This window comes from Cryobacterium breve (genome assembly GCF_004402375.1).
Taxonomy (GTDB): domain Bacteria; phylum Actinomycetota; class Actinomycetes; order Actinomycetales; family Microbacteriaceae; genus Cryobacterium; species Cryobacterium breve.
The window spans coordinates 118,247-135,380 of sequence record NZ_SOGJ01000023.1 but is presented as its reverse complement, the minus strand read 5'-3'; the positions used below and the strand labels follow the sequence as shown (position 1 = coordinate 135,380).

Annotated in this window: 12 protein-coding genes and 1 tRNA gene; 2 read left to right on the top strand and 11 right to left on the bottom strand. The window is 64.5% G+C overall.

Annotated elements, in window-relative coordinates; all coding sequences use genetic code 11:
• Positions 1 to 14: 14 nt before the first annotated feature.
• From uvrA to polA, 6 genes are all read right to left on the bottom strand, one after another.
• Positions 15 to 2,882 carry an excinuclease ABC subunit UvrA gene (uvrA, locus tag E3O65_RS10550; RefSeq protein WP_241985597.1) on the bottom strand — a complete coding sequence of 956 codons (2,868 nt, stop codon included), beginning with the start codon at positions 2,880 to 2,882 and terminating at the stop codon, positions 15 to 17.
• A 103-nt stretch (positions 2,883 to 2,985) separates the two neighbouring features.
• Positions 2,986 to 5,049 carry an excinuclease ABC subunit UvrB gene (uvrB, locus tag E3O65_RS10545; protein WP_134363682.1) on the bottom strand — a complete coding sequence of 688 codons (2,064 nt, stop codon included), beginning with the start codon at positions 5,047 to 5,049 and terminating at the stop codon, positions 2,986 to 2,988.
• A gap of 9 nt (positions 5,050 to 5,058) precedes the next feature.
• Positions 5,059 to 5,688, bottom strand: coding sequence for a dephospho-CoA kinase (coaE, locus tag E3O65_RS10540; protein WP_134363681.1), 630 nt, complete (start codon positions 5,686 to 5,688; stop codon positions 5,059 to 5,061).
• Between the two features lie 174 nt (positions 5,689 to 5,862).
• Positions 5,863 to 7,320: a 30S ribosomal protein S1 gene (rpsA, locus tag E3O65_RS10535; RefSeq protein WP_134363680.1), complete on the bottom strand. Its 1,458-nt coding sequence runs from the start codon at positions 7,318 to 7,320 to the stop codon at positions 5,863 to 5,865.
• Between the two features lie 178 nt (positions 7,321 to 7,498).
• Positions 7,499 to 9,175: a DUF885 domain-containing protein gene (locus tag E3O65_RS10530; RefSeq protein WP_134363679.1), complete on the bottom strand. Its 1,677-nt coding sequence runs from the start codon at positions 9,173 to 9,175 to the stop codon at positions 7,499 to 7,501.
• 77 nt (positions 9,176 to 9,252) lie between these two features.
• Entirely contained in the window at positions 9,253 to 11,949 is a 2,697-nt protein-coding gene (polA, locus tag E3O65_RS10525) for a DNA polymerase I (RefSeq protein ID WP_134363678.1), read from the bottom strand.
• A gap of 56 nt (positions 11,950 to 12,005) precedes the next feature.
• On the opposite strand from polA, the gene E3O65_RS10520 reads away from it, so the two are divergent.
• A complete protein-coding gene (locus tag E3O65_RS10520; protein WP_134363677.1) occupies positions 12,006 to 12,437 on the top strand; it encodes a hotdog fold thioesterase in 432 nt (143 codons plus the stop codon).
• Between the two features lie 64 nt (positions 12,438 to 12,501).
• Here E3O65_RS10520 and E3O65_RS10515 read toward each other — a convergent pair whose 3' ends face one another.
• Positions 12,502 to 13,107: an ANTAR domain-containing response regulator gene (locus tag E3O65_RS10515; protein ID WP_104100541.1), complete on the bottom strand. Its 606-nt coding sequence runs from the start codon at positions 13,105 to 13,107 to the stop codon at positions 12,502 to 12,504.
• Positions 13,108 to 13,145: 38 nt separating this feature from the next.
• Here E3O65_RS10515 and E3O65_RS10510 point away from each other — a divergent pair.
• Positions 13,146 to 13,231 (top strand) — tRNA-Leu (locus E3O65_RS10510).
• Between the two features lie 61 nt (positions 13,232 to 13,292).
• Here E3O65_RS10510 and E3O65_RS10505 read toward each other — a convergent pair.
• The 4 genes from E3O65_RS10505 to pyk form a co-directional block, all read right to left on the bottom strand.
• A complete protein-coding gene (locus tag E3O65_RS10505; protein WP_241985598.1) occupies positions 13,293 to 13,775 on the bottom strand; it encodes a hypothetical protein in 483 nt (160 codons plus the stop codon).
• Positions 13,772 to 14,692, bottom strand: coding sequence for a DUF6545 domain-containing protein (locus E3O65_RS10500; RefSeq protein WP_134363676.1), 921 nt, complete (start codon positions 14,690 to 14,692; stop codon positions 13,772 to 13,774). Before E3O65_RS10500 ends, E3O65_RS10505 begins: the two co-directional genes overlap by 4 nt.
• Before the next feature lie 122 nt (positions 14,693 to 14,814).
• On the bottom strand, positions 14,815 to 15,270 hold the full coding sequence (locus tag E3O65_RS10495) for a hypothetical protein (protein ID WP_206750829.1): 456 nt from the start codon (positions 15,268 to 15,270) through the stop codon (positions 14,815 to 14,817).
• A 352-nt stretch (positions 15,271 to 15,622) separates the two neighbouring features.
• Positions 15,623 to 17,068: a pyruvate kinase gene (gene pyk / locus E3O65_RS10490; protein WP_134363674.1), complete on the bottom strand. Its 1,446-nt coding sequence runs from the start codon at positions 17,066 to 17,068 to the stop codon at positions 15,623 to 15,625.
• Between the last annotated feature and the right edge of the window lie 66 nt (positions 17,069 to 17,134).

Here is a 17,134-nt window from a genome sequence, read left to right as displayed (position 1 = left end):
GTTTCCGAGCGCGGTCAGTGCGCCGCCAGGATCTCCTTCAGGAACATGCCGGTGTGGCTCTTCTTCACGGTAGCGACGTGCTCCGGCGTGCCGGTTGCCAACACGCGACCGCCGCCGGAGCCGCCCTCGGGACCGAGATCGATCACCCAATCGGCGGACTTGATCACGTCGAGGTTGTGCTCGATCACGATCACGGTGTTGCCCTTATCGACGAGGCTGTTCAGCACGAGCAGCAGTTTACGCACGTCCTCGAAATGCAGGCCCGTCGTCGGCTCGTCGAGCACGTAGACGCTGCGGCCGTTGGAGCGGCGCTGCAGCTCGGTGGCCAGTTTGACGCGCTGGGCTTCACCGCCGGACAGTGTCGTCGCGCTCTGGCCGAGCCGCACGTAGCCGAGGCCGACCTCGACCAGGGTGTTCAGGAACCGGTGGATGGAGGAGATCGCCTCGAAGAACTCGGCGGCCTCACTGATCGGCATGTCCAGTACCTCGGCGATGCTCTTGCCCTTGTAGCGCACCGTCAGGGTGTCACGGTTGTAGCGCGCTCCCCCGCAGACCTCGCAGGCGACATAGACGTCGGGCAGGAAGTTCATTTCGATCTTGATCGTGCCGTCACCGGAGCAGGCCTCGCAGCGGCCGCCCTTGACGTTGAAGCTGAACCGGCCGGGGAGGTAGCCGCGTGCCTTAGCCTCGATCGTCTCGGAGAACAGGGTTCGGATCTTGTCGAAGACGCCCGTGTAGGTAGCCGGATTGGAGCGCGGCGTACGGCCGATCGGGGCCTGATCGACATGGATGACCTTGTCGAGCTGATCGAGGCCGGTGACCCGAGTGTGCCGCCCGGGGAGCTTGCGGGCACCGTTGAGCCGGTTGGCCAGCACTCGGTAGAGGATGTCGTTGACGAGTGAGGACTTACCGGATCCGCTGACGCCGGTCACAGCCGTGAACGTTCCGAGCGGAAAGCTGACCGACACCTTTTTCAGGTTATTGGCCTCGGCTCCGATGACGGAGATCTCGCGCGCCGGGTCGATTTCGCGGCGGGTGGTCGGGGTCGGGATCGACTTCCGGCCGGCCAGGTAGTCCCCGGTCAGGGACTGCGTGTTGGTCAGCAGGTCGGCATACGAGCCGGAGTGCACCACGTGGCCTCCGTTGACGCCGGCGCCCGGGCCGATGTCCACGACCCAGTCGGCCGTTTTGATGGTGTCCTCGTCGTGCTCGACCACGATCAGGGTGTTTCCCAGGTCGCGCAGAGCGACGAGGGTTTCGATCAGCCGCCGGTTGTCACGCTGGTGCAGACCGATGCTCGGTTCGTCGAGCACGTACAACACCCCGGTCAGCCCCGAGCCGATCTGGGTGGCCAGACGGATGCGCTGCGCCTCACCACCGGAGAGGGTCGCCGCGGCTCTGGCCAGATTGAGGTAGTTCAGCCCGACGCGGATGAGGAAGTCCAGACGCGCCTTGATCTCACGCAGCACCTGCGCGGCGATCACGGCCTCCCGGTCGGTCAGCTCGAGCTTGTTCATGAAACCGCGAGCGTCGGTGAGGCTCAGGCTGCAGACATCCGCGATGCTGAACCCGTGCACCAACACGGCGAGGACCTCGGGCTTGAGCCGGGTGCCCGAGCAAACCGGGCAGTCCACCTCGCGCAGGTACTCACCCCAGCGGGCGCGCTGGGTGTCGGATTCGGCCTGAAGGTACTGGCGTTCGATGTAGGGCACAACGCCCTCGAAGCCGGAGGTGTAGCTCATCTCCCGGCCGTACCGGTTCTTCCACTTGACCTTGACCTCGAAGTTGTCGCCGCGCAGCACGGCGTCCTGCACCTCGGAGGGGAGCTCACCCCATGGGGTGTCCAGAGAGAAGTCCAGGTCGCGGGCGAGCCCGTCGAGGAGTTTCTCGTAGTACTGGAACAGACCCTTGCCCTGAGTGGTCCATGGCAGAACGACGCCATCCGCAATGCTCAATTCAGGGTCGCCGAGAAGCAGCTCCGCGTCGACCGACATACGGGTGCCGAGACCGGAGCATTCAGGGCAGGCGCCGAAGGGCGCATTGAAGGAGAACGTGCGCGGTTCGATCTCGGTCAGCTGCACGGGGTGATTGTTGGGGCAGGACAGTTTCTCCGAGTAGCTCTGCCAGGCCTCGTCGCCCTCCTGGTCGACGTAGTTGATCTGCACGACGCCGTCGGTCAGTTTGAGCGCCGTCTCGAGCGAGTCGGTGAGCCGACTGAGGAGGTCGGGACCCGCGACCAGGCGGTCGATGACAACGGAGATGTCGTGCTTGAGCTGTTTCTTCAGAACGGGCGGCTCGTTGAGCTGGATTTGGGTGCCGTCCACTATGGCGCGGGAATAGCCGCTGGCCGCGAGTTCCTTGAACAGGTCGACGAATTCGCCCTTTTTCTGGGACACGACCGGGCTGAGCACCTGGTAGCGGATGCCGTCGCCCAGTTCCATCAGCTGGTCGGCAATCTGCTGCACCGTCTGAGCCTGAATGACTTCCCCGCAGACAGCGCAGTGCGGCACGCCGATGCGCGCCCAGAGTAGCCGCATGTAGTCGTAGACCTCGGTGATGGTGCCCACGGTCGAGCGCGGGTTGCGGTTGGTCGATCTCTGGTCGATGGAGACGGCCGGGCTCAGCCCCTCGATGAAGTCCACGTCGGGGCGGTCGACCTGGCCCAAGAACTGGCGTGCGTATGCGGACAGGGACTCCACATAGCGCCGCTGCCCCTCGGCGAAGATGGTGTCGAACGCGAGCGATGATTTGCCCGATCCGGACAACCCTGTGAACACGACGAGGGAGTCGCGCGGAATCTCGAGGTCCACATTATGCAGGTTGTGCACGCGGGCGCCACGGACGCTGAGTTTTGAGCCGGTCTCTACCTGGGAAATTGACACCATCCGAGTCTATTCAGTGTCACCGGGCGAACCCTCCAAACCGCCACGCCCTGAGCGAACACATGTTCGATATATACCGAGTTGGGTTCGAACCAGGTGCGGATCAGATGTGCCCGGCCTTCTCCATTTGGCGCAGCTCCCGCTTCAGCTCCGACACCTCGTCACGGAGGCGGGCGGCGAGCTCGAACTTGAGTTCCCCGGCTGCCTCGAGCATTTGGCCGTTGAGGTCGGCGATGATCGATTCCAGGTCGTTCGCGCCGTTCGCGGCGAGCCCCTGACGGCGCGGCGTCGGCGCCACGCCCTTGCGCCGCGCGTCGCGGCCGGCCAGCAACTCTGCGGTGTCGGCCTCTTCACGGGCGAGCACTTCGGTGATGTCGGCGATGCGTTTACGCAGCGGGGTGGGATCGATGCCGTGCAGGGTGTTGTAGGCCACCTGTTTCTCACGTCGACGGTCGGTCTCGTCGATCGCCCGCTCCATTGAGGCCGTGAGCCGATCAGCGTACATGTGCACCTCGCCGGAAACGTTTCGGGCCGCGCGGCCGATGGTCTGGATCAGAGAAGTCGCCGAACGGAGGAAACCCTCCTTGTCGGCGTCGAGAATGGCCACCAGGGACACCTCGGGCAGGTCCAGGCCCTCCCTGAGCAGGTTGATGCCCACGAGCACGTCGTAGACGCCGGCCCGCAACTCGGTGAGGAGTTCCACGCGGCGCAGAGTGTCGACATCCGAATGCAGATAGCGCACCCGCACGCCGGCCTCGGTGAGGAAGTCGGTGAGCTCCTCCGCCATCTTCTTGGTGAGCGTGGTGACCAGGACGCGCTCGTTGCGCTCTACGCGCTTGTGGATCTCCTCGAGGAGGTCGTCGATCTGGCCCTTGCTCGGCTTGACGATGATCTGCGGGTCGATCAGCCCGGTAGGGCGAATGATCTGCTCCACGATGCCGTCGGCGATGCCCATCTCGTATTTGCCGGGCGTCGCGGACAGGTAGACGGTCTGGCCGACCCGCCCCTTGAACTCGGAGAATTTGAGCGGACGGTTGTCGAGAGCGCTGGGCAGGCGGAATCCGTGGTCGACGAGCGTGCGCTTGCGCGACGAGTCCCCCTCGTACATGGCGCCGATCTGCGGCACCGTGACGTGGGACTCGTCGATGACCATCAGGAAATCGTCCGGGAAATAATCGAGCAGACAGTGCGGCGCCTCCCCCGGTTGCCGCGCGTCGATGTGCCGGGAGTAGTTCTCGATGCCGGAGCAGAAGCCGATCTGCTCCATCATCTCGAGGTCGAAGTTCGTGCGCATCCGCAAGCGTTGGGCCTCAAGCAGTTTGCCCTCGCGTTCGAGCTGTTCTAACCGCTCGTCGAGTTCTTCCTGGATGGTGCCCATCGCCCGCTGCATGACATCGGTGCTGGCCACATAGTGCGAACCGGGGAACACGGCAACCGAGTCGAGTTTCTTCACGATGTCGCCGGTGAGCGGATGCAGGCTGTACAGCGCCTCGATCTCGTCGCCGAACATCTCAATGCGGATGGCCAGTTCTTCGTACATCGGGATGATCTCGATGGTGTCGCCGCGCACCCGGAAGTGGCCCCGGGAGAAGTCGATGTCATTGCGCTCGTACTGCATGGCCACGAACTTGCGGATCAGCCAGTCCCGGTTGACCTGCTGCCCCACCTGCAGGGCGACCATGGCCTCGAGGTAGCCCTCGGGTGTGCCCAGACCATAGATGCAGGAGACGGTGGAGACCACGATGACGTCACGCCGGCTGAGCAGGGAGTTCGTGGTGGAGTGCCGCAGTCGTTCGACCTCTGCGTTGATCGAGGAGTCCTTCTCGATAAAGGTGTCGGTCTGCGGCACGTAGGCCTCGGGCTGATAGTAGTCGTAGTAGGACACGAAGTACTCGACGGCGTTGTTGGGCATCAACTCGCGGAATTCGTTCACGAGCTGCGCGGCGAGGGTCTTGTTGTGGGCGAGCACCAGGGTGGGGCGCTGCACCTGCTCGATCAGCCAGGCGGTGGTAGCGGACTTGCCTGTTCCGGTGGCGCCGAGCAGAACGATATCGGTCTCTCCGGCGTCGATCCGGCCGGCCAGCTCGGCGATGGCGGTGGGCTGATCACCACTGGGTGTGTACTCGCTCACCACCTCGAACGGATTTACAGAGCGCGTTGGTTCCATGCCCTCAGTCTACGGAGCGCCTCTGACAGTGCGCTGCTCGCCCTCGGCGTGCACCTGGTCCCAGAGCGCGTCGACCTGCGCCACTGTCTGCTCGAGGGTGCCGCCCGTGTCGATGACGACGTCGGCGACGCTGAGGCGGTCGGCGTCACTCGCCTGCGAGCGAATTCTGCGCTCCGCCTCGCCGGCCTCCATTCCGCGCAGCTCCACCATGCGGCGGACCCGGGTCTGCTCGTCGGCCAGGGTGACCACCACGAGGTCGAACGGATGGTCGACACCGGCCTCTACGAGCAGCGGAACGTCGTAGACGACGATCGCGTCCGGGTCCTCCGCCTCCGCGTCGCGGATCAGCGCGTTCGAGAGCGCCCTCACCTCGGGGTGCACGATGGCGTTGAGGCGCTCTCGCGCCGCCGGGTCTCGGAACACGACGGCGCCGAGCGCCGGCCGGTCCAGGCTCCCGTCGGCCAGCAGGACCGCGGTACCGAACGCATCCGATATCTTCGCGAGCCCCGGCATGCCGGGCTCCACCACAACGCGGGCCAGGTGGTCGGCGTCGATGTGCACGGCACCATGCCGCACGAGCCGGCGGGCCACGGTGCTTTTTCCGGATGCGATCCCTCCGGTCAGTCCAATCAAGTACACGCCTGCCATGCTACGGCCTCGGCCACGCAGTGACGCAAAAAGGCCGGCCCCGAGGGGACCGGCCTTTCGATGTGCGGTAGCGCAAGTCACTGCTTGGAGGCAGTATCCAGTCGGATCCGAATACTAGGTGGAACCTGCTACTGGTTGGAACCTGCTACTGGTTGGAACCTGCTACTAGTTGGAACTGGAGAGCTTCTCGCGCAGTGCGGCAAGCGCCTCGTCGTCCGCGAGCGTGCCGGCGCCGGCCGTCTCGCTCGAGAAGGTGTTGCCTGCGGCGGACGGGACGTCGCCAACGGCGGTGATCTCGTCGTTCGCGGACGAAACCTGCTTCTTGTGAGCTTCCCAGCGAGCCTGGGCTGCAGCGTAGTCCTGCTCCCACTTCTCGCGCTGGGTTTCGAAGCCTTCACGCCACTCGTTGGTCTCCGGGTCGAAGCCCTCAGGGTACTTGTAGTTGCCCTGGTCGTCGTATTCGGTGAGCATTCCATAGAGTGCCGGATCGAACTCGGTGCCCTCGGGGTCGACACCATCGTTGGCCTGCTTGAGGCTCAACGAGATGCGGCGACGCTCGAGGTCGATGTCGATGACCTTGACGAAGACCTCGTCGCCGACAGCCACAACCTGCTCGGCGAGCTCGACGTGCTTGCCGGAGAGCTCGGAGATGTGAACGAGTCCTTCGATGCCCTCGGCAACGCGAACGAACGCGCCGAACGGAACGAGCTTGGTGACCTTACCCGGTGCAACCTGGCCGATGGCGTGCGTGCGGGCGAAGACCTGCCACGGGTCTTCCTGCGTGGCCTTGAGTGAAAGCGACACGCGTTCGCGCTCGAGGTCGACCTCGAGGATCTCGACGGTGACTTCCTGGCCAACCTCGACGACCTCGCTGGCGTGCTCGATGTGCTTCCAGCTGAGTTCGGAGACGTGAACCAGACCGTCAACGCCACCCAGATCGACGAACGCACCGAAGTTGACGATCGACGAAACGACGCCCTTGCGGACCTGTCCCTTCTGGAGGTTGTTGAGGAACGTGGTGCGGCTCTCAGACTGAGTCTGCTCGAGCAGCGCACGACGAGACAGCACAACGTTGTTGCGGTTCTTGTCGAGTTCGAGGATCTTGGCCTCGATCTCCTGGCCCAGGTACGGGGTCAGGTCGCGAACGCGGCGCAGCTCGATGAGCGAAGCCGGCAGGAAGCCACGAAGACCGATGTCCACGATGAGGCCACCCTTGACGACCTCGATGACCGAACCGGTGACAACGCCATCCGATTCCTTGATCTTCTCGACATCGCCCCATGCACGCTCGTACTGAGCGCGCTTCTTGGACAGGATGAGACGGCCTTCTTTGTCTTCCTTCTGAAGAACGAGGGCCTCAACCAGGTCGCCGACCTTGACGACCTCGGAGGGGTCAACGTCGTGCTTGATGGAAAGTTCGCGGGAGGGAATGACACCCTCGGTCTTGTAGCCCACGTCGAGGAGTACCTCGTCGCGGTCGATCTTCACAACGGTGCCCTCGATGAGGTCTCCGTCGTTGAAGAATTTCAGAGTCTTTTCGACCGCGGCAAGAAAGTCTTCAGCAGATCCGATGTCGTTGATGGCGACCTGCTTGGGTGCCCGTTCGGTCGTTGCGATTGTCATGTAGTAGTTGCTCCAGGATGGACATAGATAGGGCCACACACGGAAGTGGATCTCGTTCTCGTGCACCGGTATGGCAACGGATGATTCGTCACAAACGTGACAGTTAAGCTTATCGTTTTGCGGGAGGGGCCGGCAACTCGCCAGCCCCTCCCGAATCTACGCCCAACCGCTCGGAGCGCTAGCCGAGCATCGCCGCCCGGAGGGTGTCCAGTCCGACCCCACCGAGGTCCAGCGCCTTGCGGTGGAAGTCTTTGATTGAGAACGTGTCGCCTTCTCGCGCCGCGTAGATGTCCCGGAGTTCTTCCCAGATTCGCTGCCCCACCTTGTATGACGGCGCCTGTCCCGGCCAACCGAGGTACCGATTCACCTCGAACTTGACGAAGCTTGCGTTCATGTTCACGTTTCGGCCGAGGAAGTCGAAGGCATAGTCGGCGGTCCAGGGTCCGGATCCGTCGGGCAGTTGCTTCTCGAGGTGCACGCCAATGTCAAGCACAACGCGCGCCGCGCGCATGCGTTGCCCGTCCAGCATGCCGAGGCGGTCCGCCGGGTCGTCGAGGTAACCGAGCTGTTCCATCAGCCGTTCGGCGTAGAGAGCCCAGCCTTCGGCGTGGCCTGAGGTACCCGCGAGCTGGCGGCGCCAGGTATTCAGCGTCGCGCGATTGTAGACAGCCTGGCCGATCTGCAGGTGGTGACCGGGGACACCCTCGTGGTACACGGTGGTGAGTTCGCGCCAGGTATCGAATTCGGTGATCCCGACCGGCACCGACCACCACATCCGGCCCGGGCGGGAGAAGTCGTCCGTCGGCCCGGTGTAGTAGATACCGCCCTCCTGCGTGGGGGCGATCATGCACTCGAGGCGCTTGATCTCGTCGGGGATGTCGAACTGGGTCTCGCAGAGCTCGGCGACGGCACGGTCGCTCGTCTCCTGCATCCACTTCTGCAGGGCGTCGGTGCCGTGCAGTTTGCGGCTGGGATCGGTGTCGAGGAAGGCGATGGCCTCGAGCACGCTCGCACCCGGCTTGATCTGGTCGGCGATGCTCTCCTGCTCCGACACCATCCGGGCCAGCTCTTCCACGCCCCATTCGTAGGTTTCGTCGAGGTCGATGGTGGCGCCGAGAAATCGTCGGGACTGGAGTGAGTAGAGGTCACGCCCGATGGCGTCGCGCGTGGACGCCTTGTTCTCGAGCTCGGTGCCGAGAAAATCGGCCAACGTGCCGTATGCGGCTGCTGCGGCGCGCGCGCGGGTGCCGAGATCCGTGGCCAGCGAGGCCGGAAGCGATCCCGTCTCGGGGCTGGCGTTCGCGGCAAACTCGGCGAAGAAGCCGTCGTTCGCGGCGTGGCGACGGGCCTGAAGAATGACCTCCTGCACCTGCCGCCGGGCAGGCATGCTGCCGCGCTCGATTCCGAGACGCAGAGTCTCGATGTACCCGTTGATTGCCGCAGGCAGGGCGCTCAGCCGGGCCGAGACGGTGTCCCAGTCGGCGACCGTCGTGGTGGGCATGAGGTCGAAGACGTCACGGATGCTCTGGGCCGGCGAGGCGATCACGTTCAGGTCGCGCAGTGGCAAGCCGGCCTCGGCGCTCTCGACGTCGAGAGCGAGCGAGCTGCGCAGGTCGGTGCGGGTGACGACGTCGACGTCGTCAACCGCCTGGGCGGCGTCGAGACGGGCGATGAACGAGTGGGCGGCGGCGACGCTGCGGTCCAGGCCCTCCGGGGAGTAGTCGCCGAAGCGTCCGTCCGCCTCGGTGCGACCGATGTAGGTGCCCACGGTCGGGTCGATGTCGACGAGGGTGTCCACCCAGTCTTCGGCGATCCGGTCGATCGCCGTGGGGGTGCGCTGGTTATCGGTTGTCATGACCCGAGCCTAGAACACGCCAGCGACCGAGCATGGAGGGCCGGCCCACGCATTCAGGAGGACCGGCCGGGTGTCTCCTAGTGGGCCGCGGCGTCCCAGTTGTCGCCCCTGCCCACCTGAACATCGAGGGGAACCAGAAGGTCGGCGGCCGTCTCCATCCGGTGCGTCACGCGTTGGCGGAGCGCGTCCCATTCCCCCGGGGCCACTTCGAAGATCAATTCGTCGTGCACTTGCAGCAACATCCGCGACTCCAGGCCGCCTTCGACCAGGTCCTCGGCGATTCGATTCATGGCGATCTTCATGATGTCAGCTGCGGACCCTTGGATCGGCGCGTTCAGGGCCGCACGCTCGGCGTTCTCCCGCACCATCCGATTGGCGCTGTGCAGCTCGGGGAACGGGCGCCGACGGCCGAAGATGGTAGCGGTGTAGCCGTCCAGCTTCGCCTGCTCGACCACATTGCGCAGATAGTCGCGCACGGCGCCGAAACGGGCGAAGTAGTCCGTGATGAGCTGTTTGGCCTCCTTCGTGTCGATGCGCAGCTGCCGGGACAGCCCGAAGGCGCTGAGTCCATAGGCGAGGCCGTAAGACATGGCCTTAACCTTGGAACGCATCTCATTCGTGACGTCCTCCGGGGCCACCCCGAAGACGCTCGCCCCGACGAACCGGTGCAGGTCCTCTCCGGCTTTGAAGGCCTCGATCAGGCCCGGGTCCCCGGAGAGGTGCGCCATGATGCGCATCTCAATCTGAGAGTAGTCGGCGGTGAGCAGGCACTCGGCCCCGTTTCCGGCTTGGAAGGCGGCACGGATGCGACGGCCTTCTTCGGTGCGCACCGGAATGTTCTGCAGGTTGGGGTCGGTGGAGGAGATTCGGCCGGTGGCGGTGCCGATCTGCACGTAGGTCGTGTGGATGCGGCCCGTCGCATCGACGGCCTTGTCCAGCGTCTCCACAATCTGTCGCAGCTTGGTGGCGTCGCGGTGCTGCAGCAGCATGTCGAGGAACGGATGCGGGTTGCTGGCCTGCAGGTCGGCAAGAGCTCCGGCATCCGTGGAGAAGCCGGTCTTGTTCGCCCGGGTCTTGGGCATGCCGAGTTGGTCGAACAAGACTTCCTGCAGCTGCTTGGGTGAGCCGAGGTTCACCTCACGGCCGATCTCGGCGTAGGCGCCGGCGGCCAGCCCGGCGGCGCGCTCACCCAGCTGGCTGGACAGGGCGGCCAGCTGTTCGTGTGACACGGCCACGCCGGCCAGCTCCATGTCGACCAGGGCCAGCAGGGTCGGCATCTCAATGGCGGTGAGCACCTCGCGCGACCCGGCGTCGAGCAACGCCTCGATGGCCGCGGCCACCCGGAAGGTGTACCAGGACTCCACCGACACGCCTCCGGCTTCGTTCTCGTCCGGGACCAACTGATTGGGATCGCTCACCGGCAGGGTCTCGTCGAGGTAGCGCATGACGAGGGAGGCGAGGGTTTTGTCCGGCACACCCGGACGCAGCAGCCAGGCCGCGACCAGGGTGTCGAACACCAGGCCGGAGACGGACAGGTTGCTGCGACGCAACGCCTTGATCTGGCTTTTGGCGTCGTGCATGATCTTGGGCGAGTCGCTGGCCAGCCAGGCCTCGAACGCGAGGTAGTCCGCACGTCCGGGTTGCCAGGGCAGGTTGACCGATTCGGTCGGGCCGGACAGGCCGAAGCCGATGGCCAGGCCGTCCTGCACCTCCACGCACAGGCCGAGCCCCCGCGGGGACGCGGCTGACACGCGGGCGATCCACGCCCCCAGCTCCTCGTCGAGCAGGTCCTGGGCGAGCGGAGCCCGAGGAGCGGTAACGACAGCCTCTTCGGGCACGACCACGGCTGCGCCCTCGGCGGTGCCCTGGGCCTCACCGGCACCGGCACCCTCGAGCTTGATCACCCTCTCGAGCAGGGTACGGAACTCGAGTCGGCCGAACACATCGCGCACGGCTGCCTCGTCGATGGCGCGCCGAATGAGGTTGGGCAACTCCACCGGTAGGTCAAGGTCGGTGACCAGGTGGTTGAGGCGGCGGTTGCGGATCGCGTTCTCCTTCTGCTCTCGAAGGTTGTTGCCGACGACGCCCTTGATCTCGTCGGCATGCTCGAGGATCCCGTCGAGGCTGCCGTAGAGACCGAGCCACTTCACGGCGGTCTTCTCCCCCACCTTGGAGATGCCGATCAGGTTGTCGCTGGTCTCGCCGACGAGCGCTGCTACATCCGGGTACTGGGCCGGCTCGATGCCGTACTTCTCCCTGACCCGAGCCGGGTCGTACCGGGTGAGTGCCGATACACCCTGACTGGAAGGGTAGAGCAGCGTGACGTTCTCGTTGACGAGCTGGATCGTGTCCCGGTCGCCGGAGACCACGAGCACATGGAAACCCTCCCGGTTGCCTCGAACGGACAGTGTCGCCAGGATGTCGTCGGCCTCGAAGTCCTCCTTGGTGAGCGTCGTGATGTTCATCGCGGCCAGGGCTTCCTGCAGCAGCGGAACCTGTCCGATGAACTCGCTCGGCGTGCTGGCCCGGGTGCCCTTGTAGTCGGCGTATTCCCGGGTGCGGAACGAGTACCGGGAGATGTCGAAGGCCACAGCGATGTGCGTGGGTCTTTCGTTACGCAGCAGGCTGAGAAGCATGGACAGGAAGCCGTGGATGGCGTTCGTGTGCTGCCCGTCGTGGGTTTGGAAACTGTCCACGGGCAAGGCGTGGAACGCCCGGTAGGCCAGGGAATGGCCGTCGATGATCATCAGGGTAGGCTTTTCGGAATCTGACACAGAGACAGCCTACAAGCGTCATCCGGCGCGGGCTGGTGCAGCGACCGAAGGTTAATATGATCGAGCAGACCACGGACGCCCTCGAGTGGGTCCAGCAGCGGGGAGCCGGCTCCCTGGCCGAAAAAATGGGCATCGAGTTCGTCGAATTCACCATCGAGCGTGCGGTGGCACGGATGCCCGTCGAGGGCAACACGCAACCGGCGATGCTCCTGCACGGTGGCGCCTATGTCGTGCTGGGCGAATCGCTGGGCTCGATGGCGGCCAATCTGCACGCCGGCCCCGGCCGCTTGGCGGTGGGCATCGAGATCAACGCCACGCACACCCGGTCGGCGACGTCGGGTTTCGTCACGGGAGTGTGCACGCCGTTGCATCTGGGCCGCACGCTCACGACCCACGAGATCACCGTGACGGATGATCAGGGCCGGCGATGCTCGACGATCCGCATCACGAACCTGATCAAGGAACTGCCGAACCGCCCGCAGCCCTAAACGAAAGGCCGAGCAGACCGCCGCGAGGTGCGTCTGCTCGGCCGATAACGACTGAGTTCTGGAACTACTTCTTGGCGCTCAACTGCTCGATGATCGCTTGGGCGACGTCGTGCATGGTGAGGCGTCGGTCCATGGACGCCTTCTGGATCCACCGGAAGGCCTCGGGCTCGGTGAGTCCCATCTTCTCGTTCAGCAGCCCCTTGGCCCGGTCGACGAGCTTGCGAGTCTCGAACCGCTCGACCAGGTCGGCCACCTCGGCCTCGAGGGTGATGATCTGGCTGTAGCGCGACAGTGCGATCTCGATGGCGGGCAGCAGGTCGTTCGGGGTGAACGGCTTGACCACGTAGGCCAGAGCGCCGGCCTCCGTCGCCCGCTCGACGAGCTCCTTCTGGCTGAAGGCGGTCAGCAGCACGACGGGTGCGATGTGCGCCTTGGTGATGCGCTCGGCCGCGGAGATACCGTCGAGGTGAGGCATCTTGACGTCCATGATGACCAGGTCGGGCCGCAGCTCGGTGGCTAGGGCGACAGCGGTTTCTCCGTCGCCGGCCTCGCCGACCACCTCGAATCCGGCGTCGCGGAGAATTTCGACGATGTCGAGGCGGATCAGGGACTCGTCCTCGGCAACGACAACGCGGCGAGGAGGAACTGGGGTTGAATCTTGGTCGGTCACGGCTCAAAGCCTACGGTATTCTGATGCAGGTGTTGTGAGCCGGTGTGGCGGAATGGCAGACGCGGAGCACTCAAAATGCTTTGTTCGAAAGGACGTGTGGGTTCGAGTCCCACCACCGGTACCAACACCTTGTCGATAAAACCCCTGTTCAGCAGATGTTTTTTCGTCGCGATCCGTTCCGCGGCCTAGTCAGCGGGCGGTCGCCGCACAGCGTCGCCGGCCTGCATGTCTTCTTCCAACAGTGCTGTGATCGATCGAAGCGTCTCCGGTGAGACATCGCCGAGAGTGCGCGCCGCGAAGCTGACGACGCGCCTGGCGCGCAGGCTTTTCACGAATGCGAGCTGTGAATCTACGCGCTCCGGCAGGTCGTCGTCGGATCCTAGGAGGTATTCCGGCGGGATGCGGAAGAACTCTCCGATTCCGGTGAGCAAGTCGACGTCGGTGACGAGCGGCCCGTCCCCCGTGATCATGTAGGCCCAGCGGGCACGGGAGAGGGACAGCCCCCGCTCCTGGAGGCCTGCCGCGATCTGCTTGTAGGTATGCGGCGTGTTCCCCTCGGCAACGACCACGTCGAGCAGGAGATTGAGTTTGCGCGCCAGCTCGCGCTGGGGGCTGATCGGCTCACCGGGGATGCCTGGCCTGTCGCCGGCTACTCGCGGGTCAATCACGATGTGTGGTCCTGTCGGGGTGTCACGGGGCGGGCAAGGGAGGTGACAGTAGAGGCTGCGCCGGGGATGCCCCGCACGTGGTCCTCGGCGGCGTTGATGAGCATCCGTTCGGATACCGACAAACTCTGGTCCGGGTCGACGAGCAGGCTATCCCGTACCTCGACGTACCGCCGGTACAGGTGAGCGCCGGGAGCCCGCACAAGAAGCAACCCGGCGCGCGAAAGGTCGCGCTCGATGCTGAGCTCCGGAGACCCTGCCAGCAGACGCTCCCACAACGGGGTGATCCGCCACAGCAGCACCCGGTCGCGGCTGGTCTTCGACAGTGCCTGGATACCCACTTCCATGGCAGTCAGACCGAGCCCCAGACCGAGGCAGACAGGCGCGGTGGCGAGGGCGATGTGGTACACAGTGAAGGGCCACCCCTCAAAGGAAAAGCTCGGACTGAAAAGGGCTGCGGTCACGCTGGCGAAGCTGACGATGGTGTAGATCAGAACCCCGAGGCAACCGAGCACAACGAGAGCGATAGACGCCCGAGTGATCAACCGATGCTGATGGCGCAGATCGGACAGGCATGCCGAACCGACCGACACGGAGAAGAGTGCCATCGCAATCCAGGTGGTGGACGAGTAGGCGGCGAAATCCCAACGATTCGGAAATGCCTCGTGGATCTGGTCTCGAAAACGCCAGTCTCCGCCGAAGAACAGGACAGCCTGGGCGGTGACAATCGCGCCGGTGACGACTGCGGTCACCTGGTTCCTCCGCCGCGTGAGACCGCCCACGGACACGGCCTCCTGCACGATGCCGTCCAGGAGGCCAATGGTAACGATCGCAGTGGCATGAAAGCTGAAATAGGCAACGTTGTTCCCACCCAGCAGTCCGTCGACGGCGTTGTACACGACGTACGGTTGCAGGGTCATTGTCGTCCCGAAAGCAACGAGTACCCAAAAGAGCCGGCGACGACGACCGCGAAGGACCGACGGCACGCACAATATTGTGGCGATCCAGATCAATGCCGACACAGACAGCAGGATGATCTGCACTACAGCACCCGGCCGAATCCGGTCCGAGGACCGTTGGCCGCGTCGGTGCTGTCGCGCAGCATGAGCAGGGCCAGCCGGTCACCGATCGCCTCGGCCAGAGCCTCCTGCTCGTCGGTGAAGTTGCTGCGGGACAACGCGTAGGCGATGGAGTCCAGCGGAATGAGCGGAGCAAGCAGCGCGACCCGCTCCGACGGCACGAGCACAGTGTCATGCCGCAATATCATGTGCCCGAACTCGTGGTTGATGAACTGCTGCCGGTGAACAGCGGAGTCGGTGGGCACATGGTGGATGCGCTCGAAGTTCTCCCCCGTGACCGCGATCCACAGGCCACAGACGCCGGATGCGATCAGCGCAGGGCTGGCCGCGCGGATGACGATGGGCTTTCCACGCAGGCCCTCCATGTGGCGGTGGAGCGTCTGGACCGTCAACGGACAGGGCAGTCCGAGAGCATCCACCAGCTCGCGCGCCCGCTCCGTGCGTGTTTCGTAATTCAGGCTGGGTCCCCCACTCCGTGACGCCTTCACCCCCTTCGGGGGCCCTCCAGCGAACGTTAGACATGTACAACAGGTGCTAACGTGAACCCTGATTGAACATGTCTACGCTACCGGGTCGGGGGACCTGCGCAAGCCACGGGAAGTTCGGTCACGCTCCATCACGGAGTTTACGCGCACAGCCTCATGGGCGGCACCGAAGGGGAACAGGGTGCCGCCCGAGGCGGTGGGTTCGACTATCGCCGGCTGTGTCCCGAGAACGAGAAAGCCCCGCCGTCCGTGAGTGTCACGGGCGTCGGGGCATTCCCGGCAGACGCTAGTTCTTCGCGTACGCCGGGTGAACTTCATTGTGGGCATCGCCGACGCGGTGCACACGGATGTCATTCGTGGAACCCGCGATTCCGGGAGGGGACCCGCTGATCACGACGACCTTGTCACCGAGCTGAGCCAGACCCTGGCCGAGCAGGATGTCGTCGACCTGACCGAACATGGCGTCCGTGTGCGTGACACGGTCGACCAGGTAGGTCTGGATACCCCAGGTGAGGGCCAGACGTCGACGGATACCGGCCTCCGGCGTGAAGGCCAGCATGGGAATCTTTGACCGCAGACGGGACATCCGTCGCACCGAGTCACCGGACTCGGTGAAGATGCAGAGGAACTTCGCCTCGACGAACTCGGCAACCTCGATGGCGGCAAGGGTGATCGCGCCGCCCTGCGTGCGCGGCTTGTTCGTCAGCGGGGCGATGCGCTCCAGACCGTGGTCCTCGGTCGACGCGACGATGCGCGCCATCGTCTGGACCGTCACGACGGGGTATTCACCGACGCTGGTCTCGCCGCTGAGCATGACCGCATCCGCACCGTCCAGCACGGCGTTGGCGACGTCGGACGTCTCCGCGCGCGTCGGGACCGGGCTGTGGATCATGGACTCGAGCATCTGCGTCGCCACAATGACCGGCTTGGCCATCCGGCGGGCCAGCTCCACGGCGTGCTTCTGCACGATCGGAACGGCCTCGAGGGGCAGTTCCACACCCAGGTCGCCACGGGCGACCATGATGGCGTCGAACGCATCGACGATGCCCTCGAGGTTCTCGACGGCCTGCGGCTTCTCGATCTTCGCGATCACGGGAACGCGACGACCTTCTTCTTCCATGATTTCGTGCACGCGGGTGATGTCGGCGGCGTCGCGCACGAACGACAGGGCGATCAGGTCTGTGCCGAGGCGGAGACCCCAGCGCAGGTCGGCCTCGTCCTTTTCGGACAAAGCCGGCACATTCACGGCGACACCGGGAAGGTTGATACCCTTGTTGTTCGAGACGGGGCCCGCGACGATGACCGTGGTCGTCACGACGGTGTCGTTTGTGGCTACGACCTCGACCTTGACCTTGCCGTCGTCAATCAGCAGGAAGTCGCCCGGCTTGACGTCTTGAGGAAGACCCTTGTACGTGGTGCCCGAGAGATCCTTGTTGCCAAGGATGTCTTCCGTCGTGATCTTAAAAATGTCACCCACGGCCAGTTCGTAAGGGCCGCCCTCGAATTTTCCGAGACGGATCTTCGGCCCCTGCAGGTCGACCATGACGGCAACGGCGCGACCGGAGTCGTTCGCGGCTTTGCGTACATTCGCATAAACACCCTCGTGGACTTGGTAGTCCCCGTGGCTGAGGTTCATCCGGCAAACGTCGACGCCGGCATCGATCAGAGCTCGAATCTGGTCATAGCTGGAAGCTGCCGGCCCAAGGGTGGCGACGATTTTGGCGCGTCTCATGCTAAAAAAACTCCGGTTTCCGCGCTGTATTGGCGCATATTCACTGTTGATGGGTGGGAGACCACA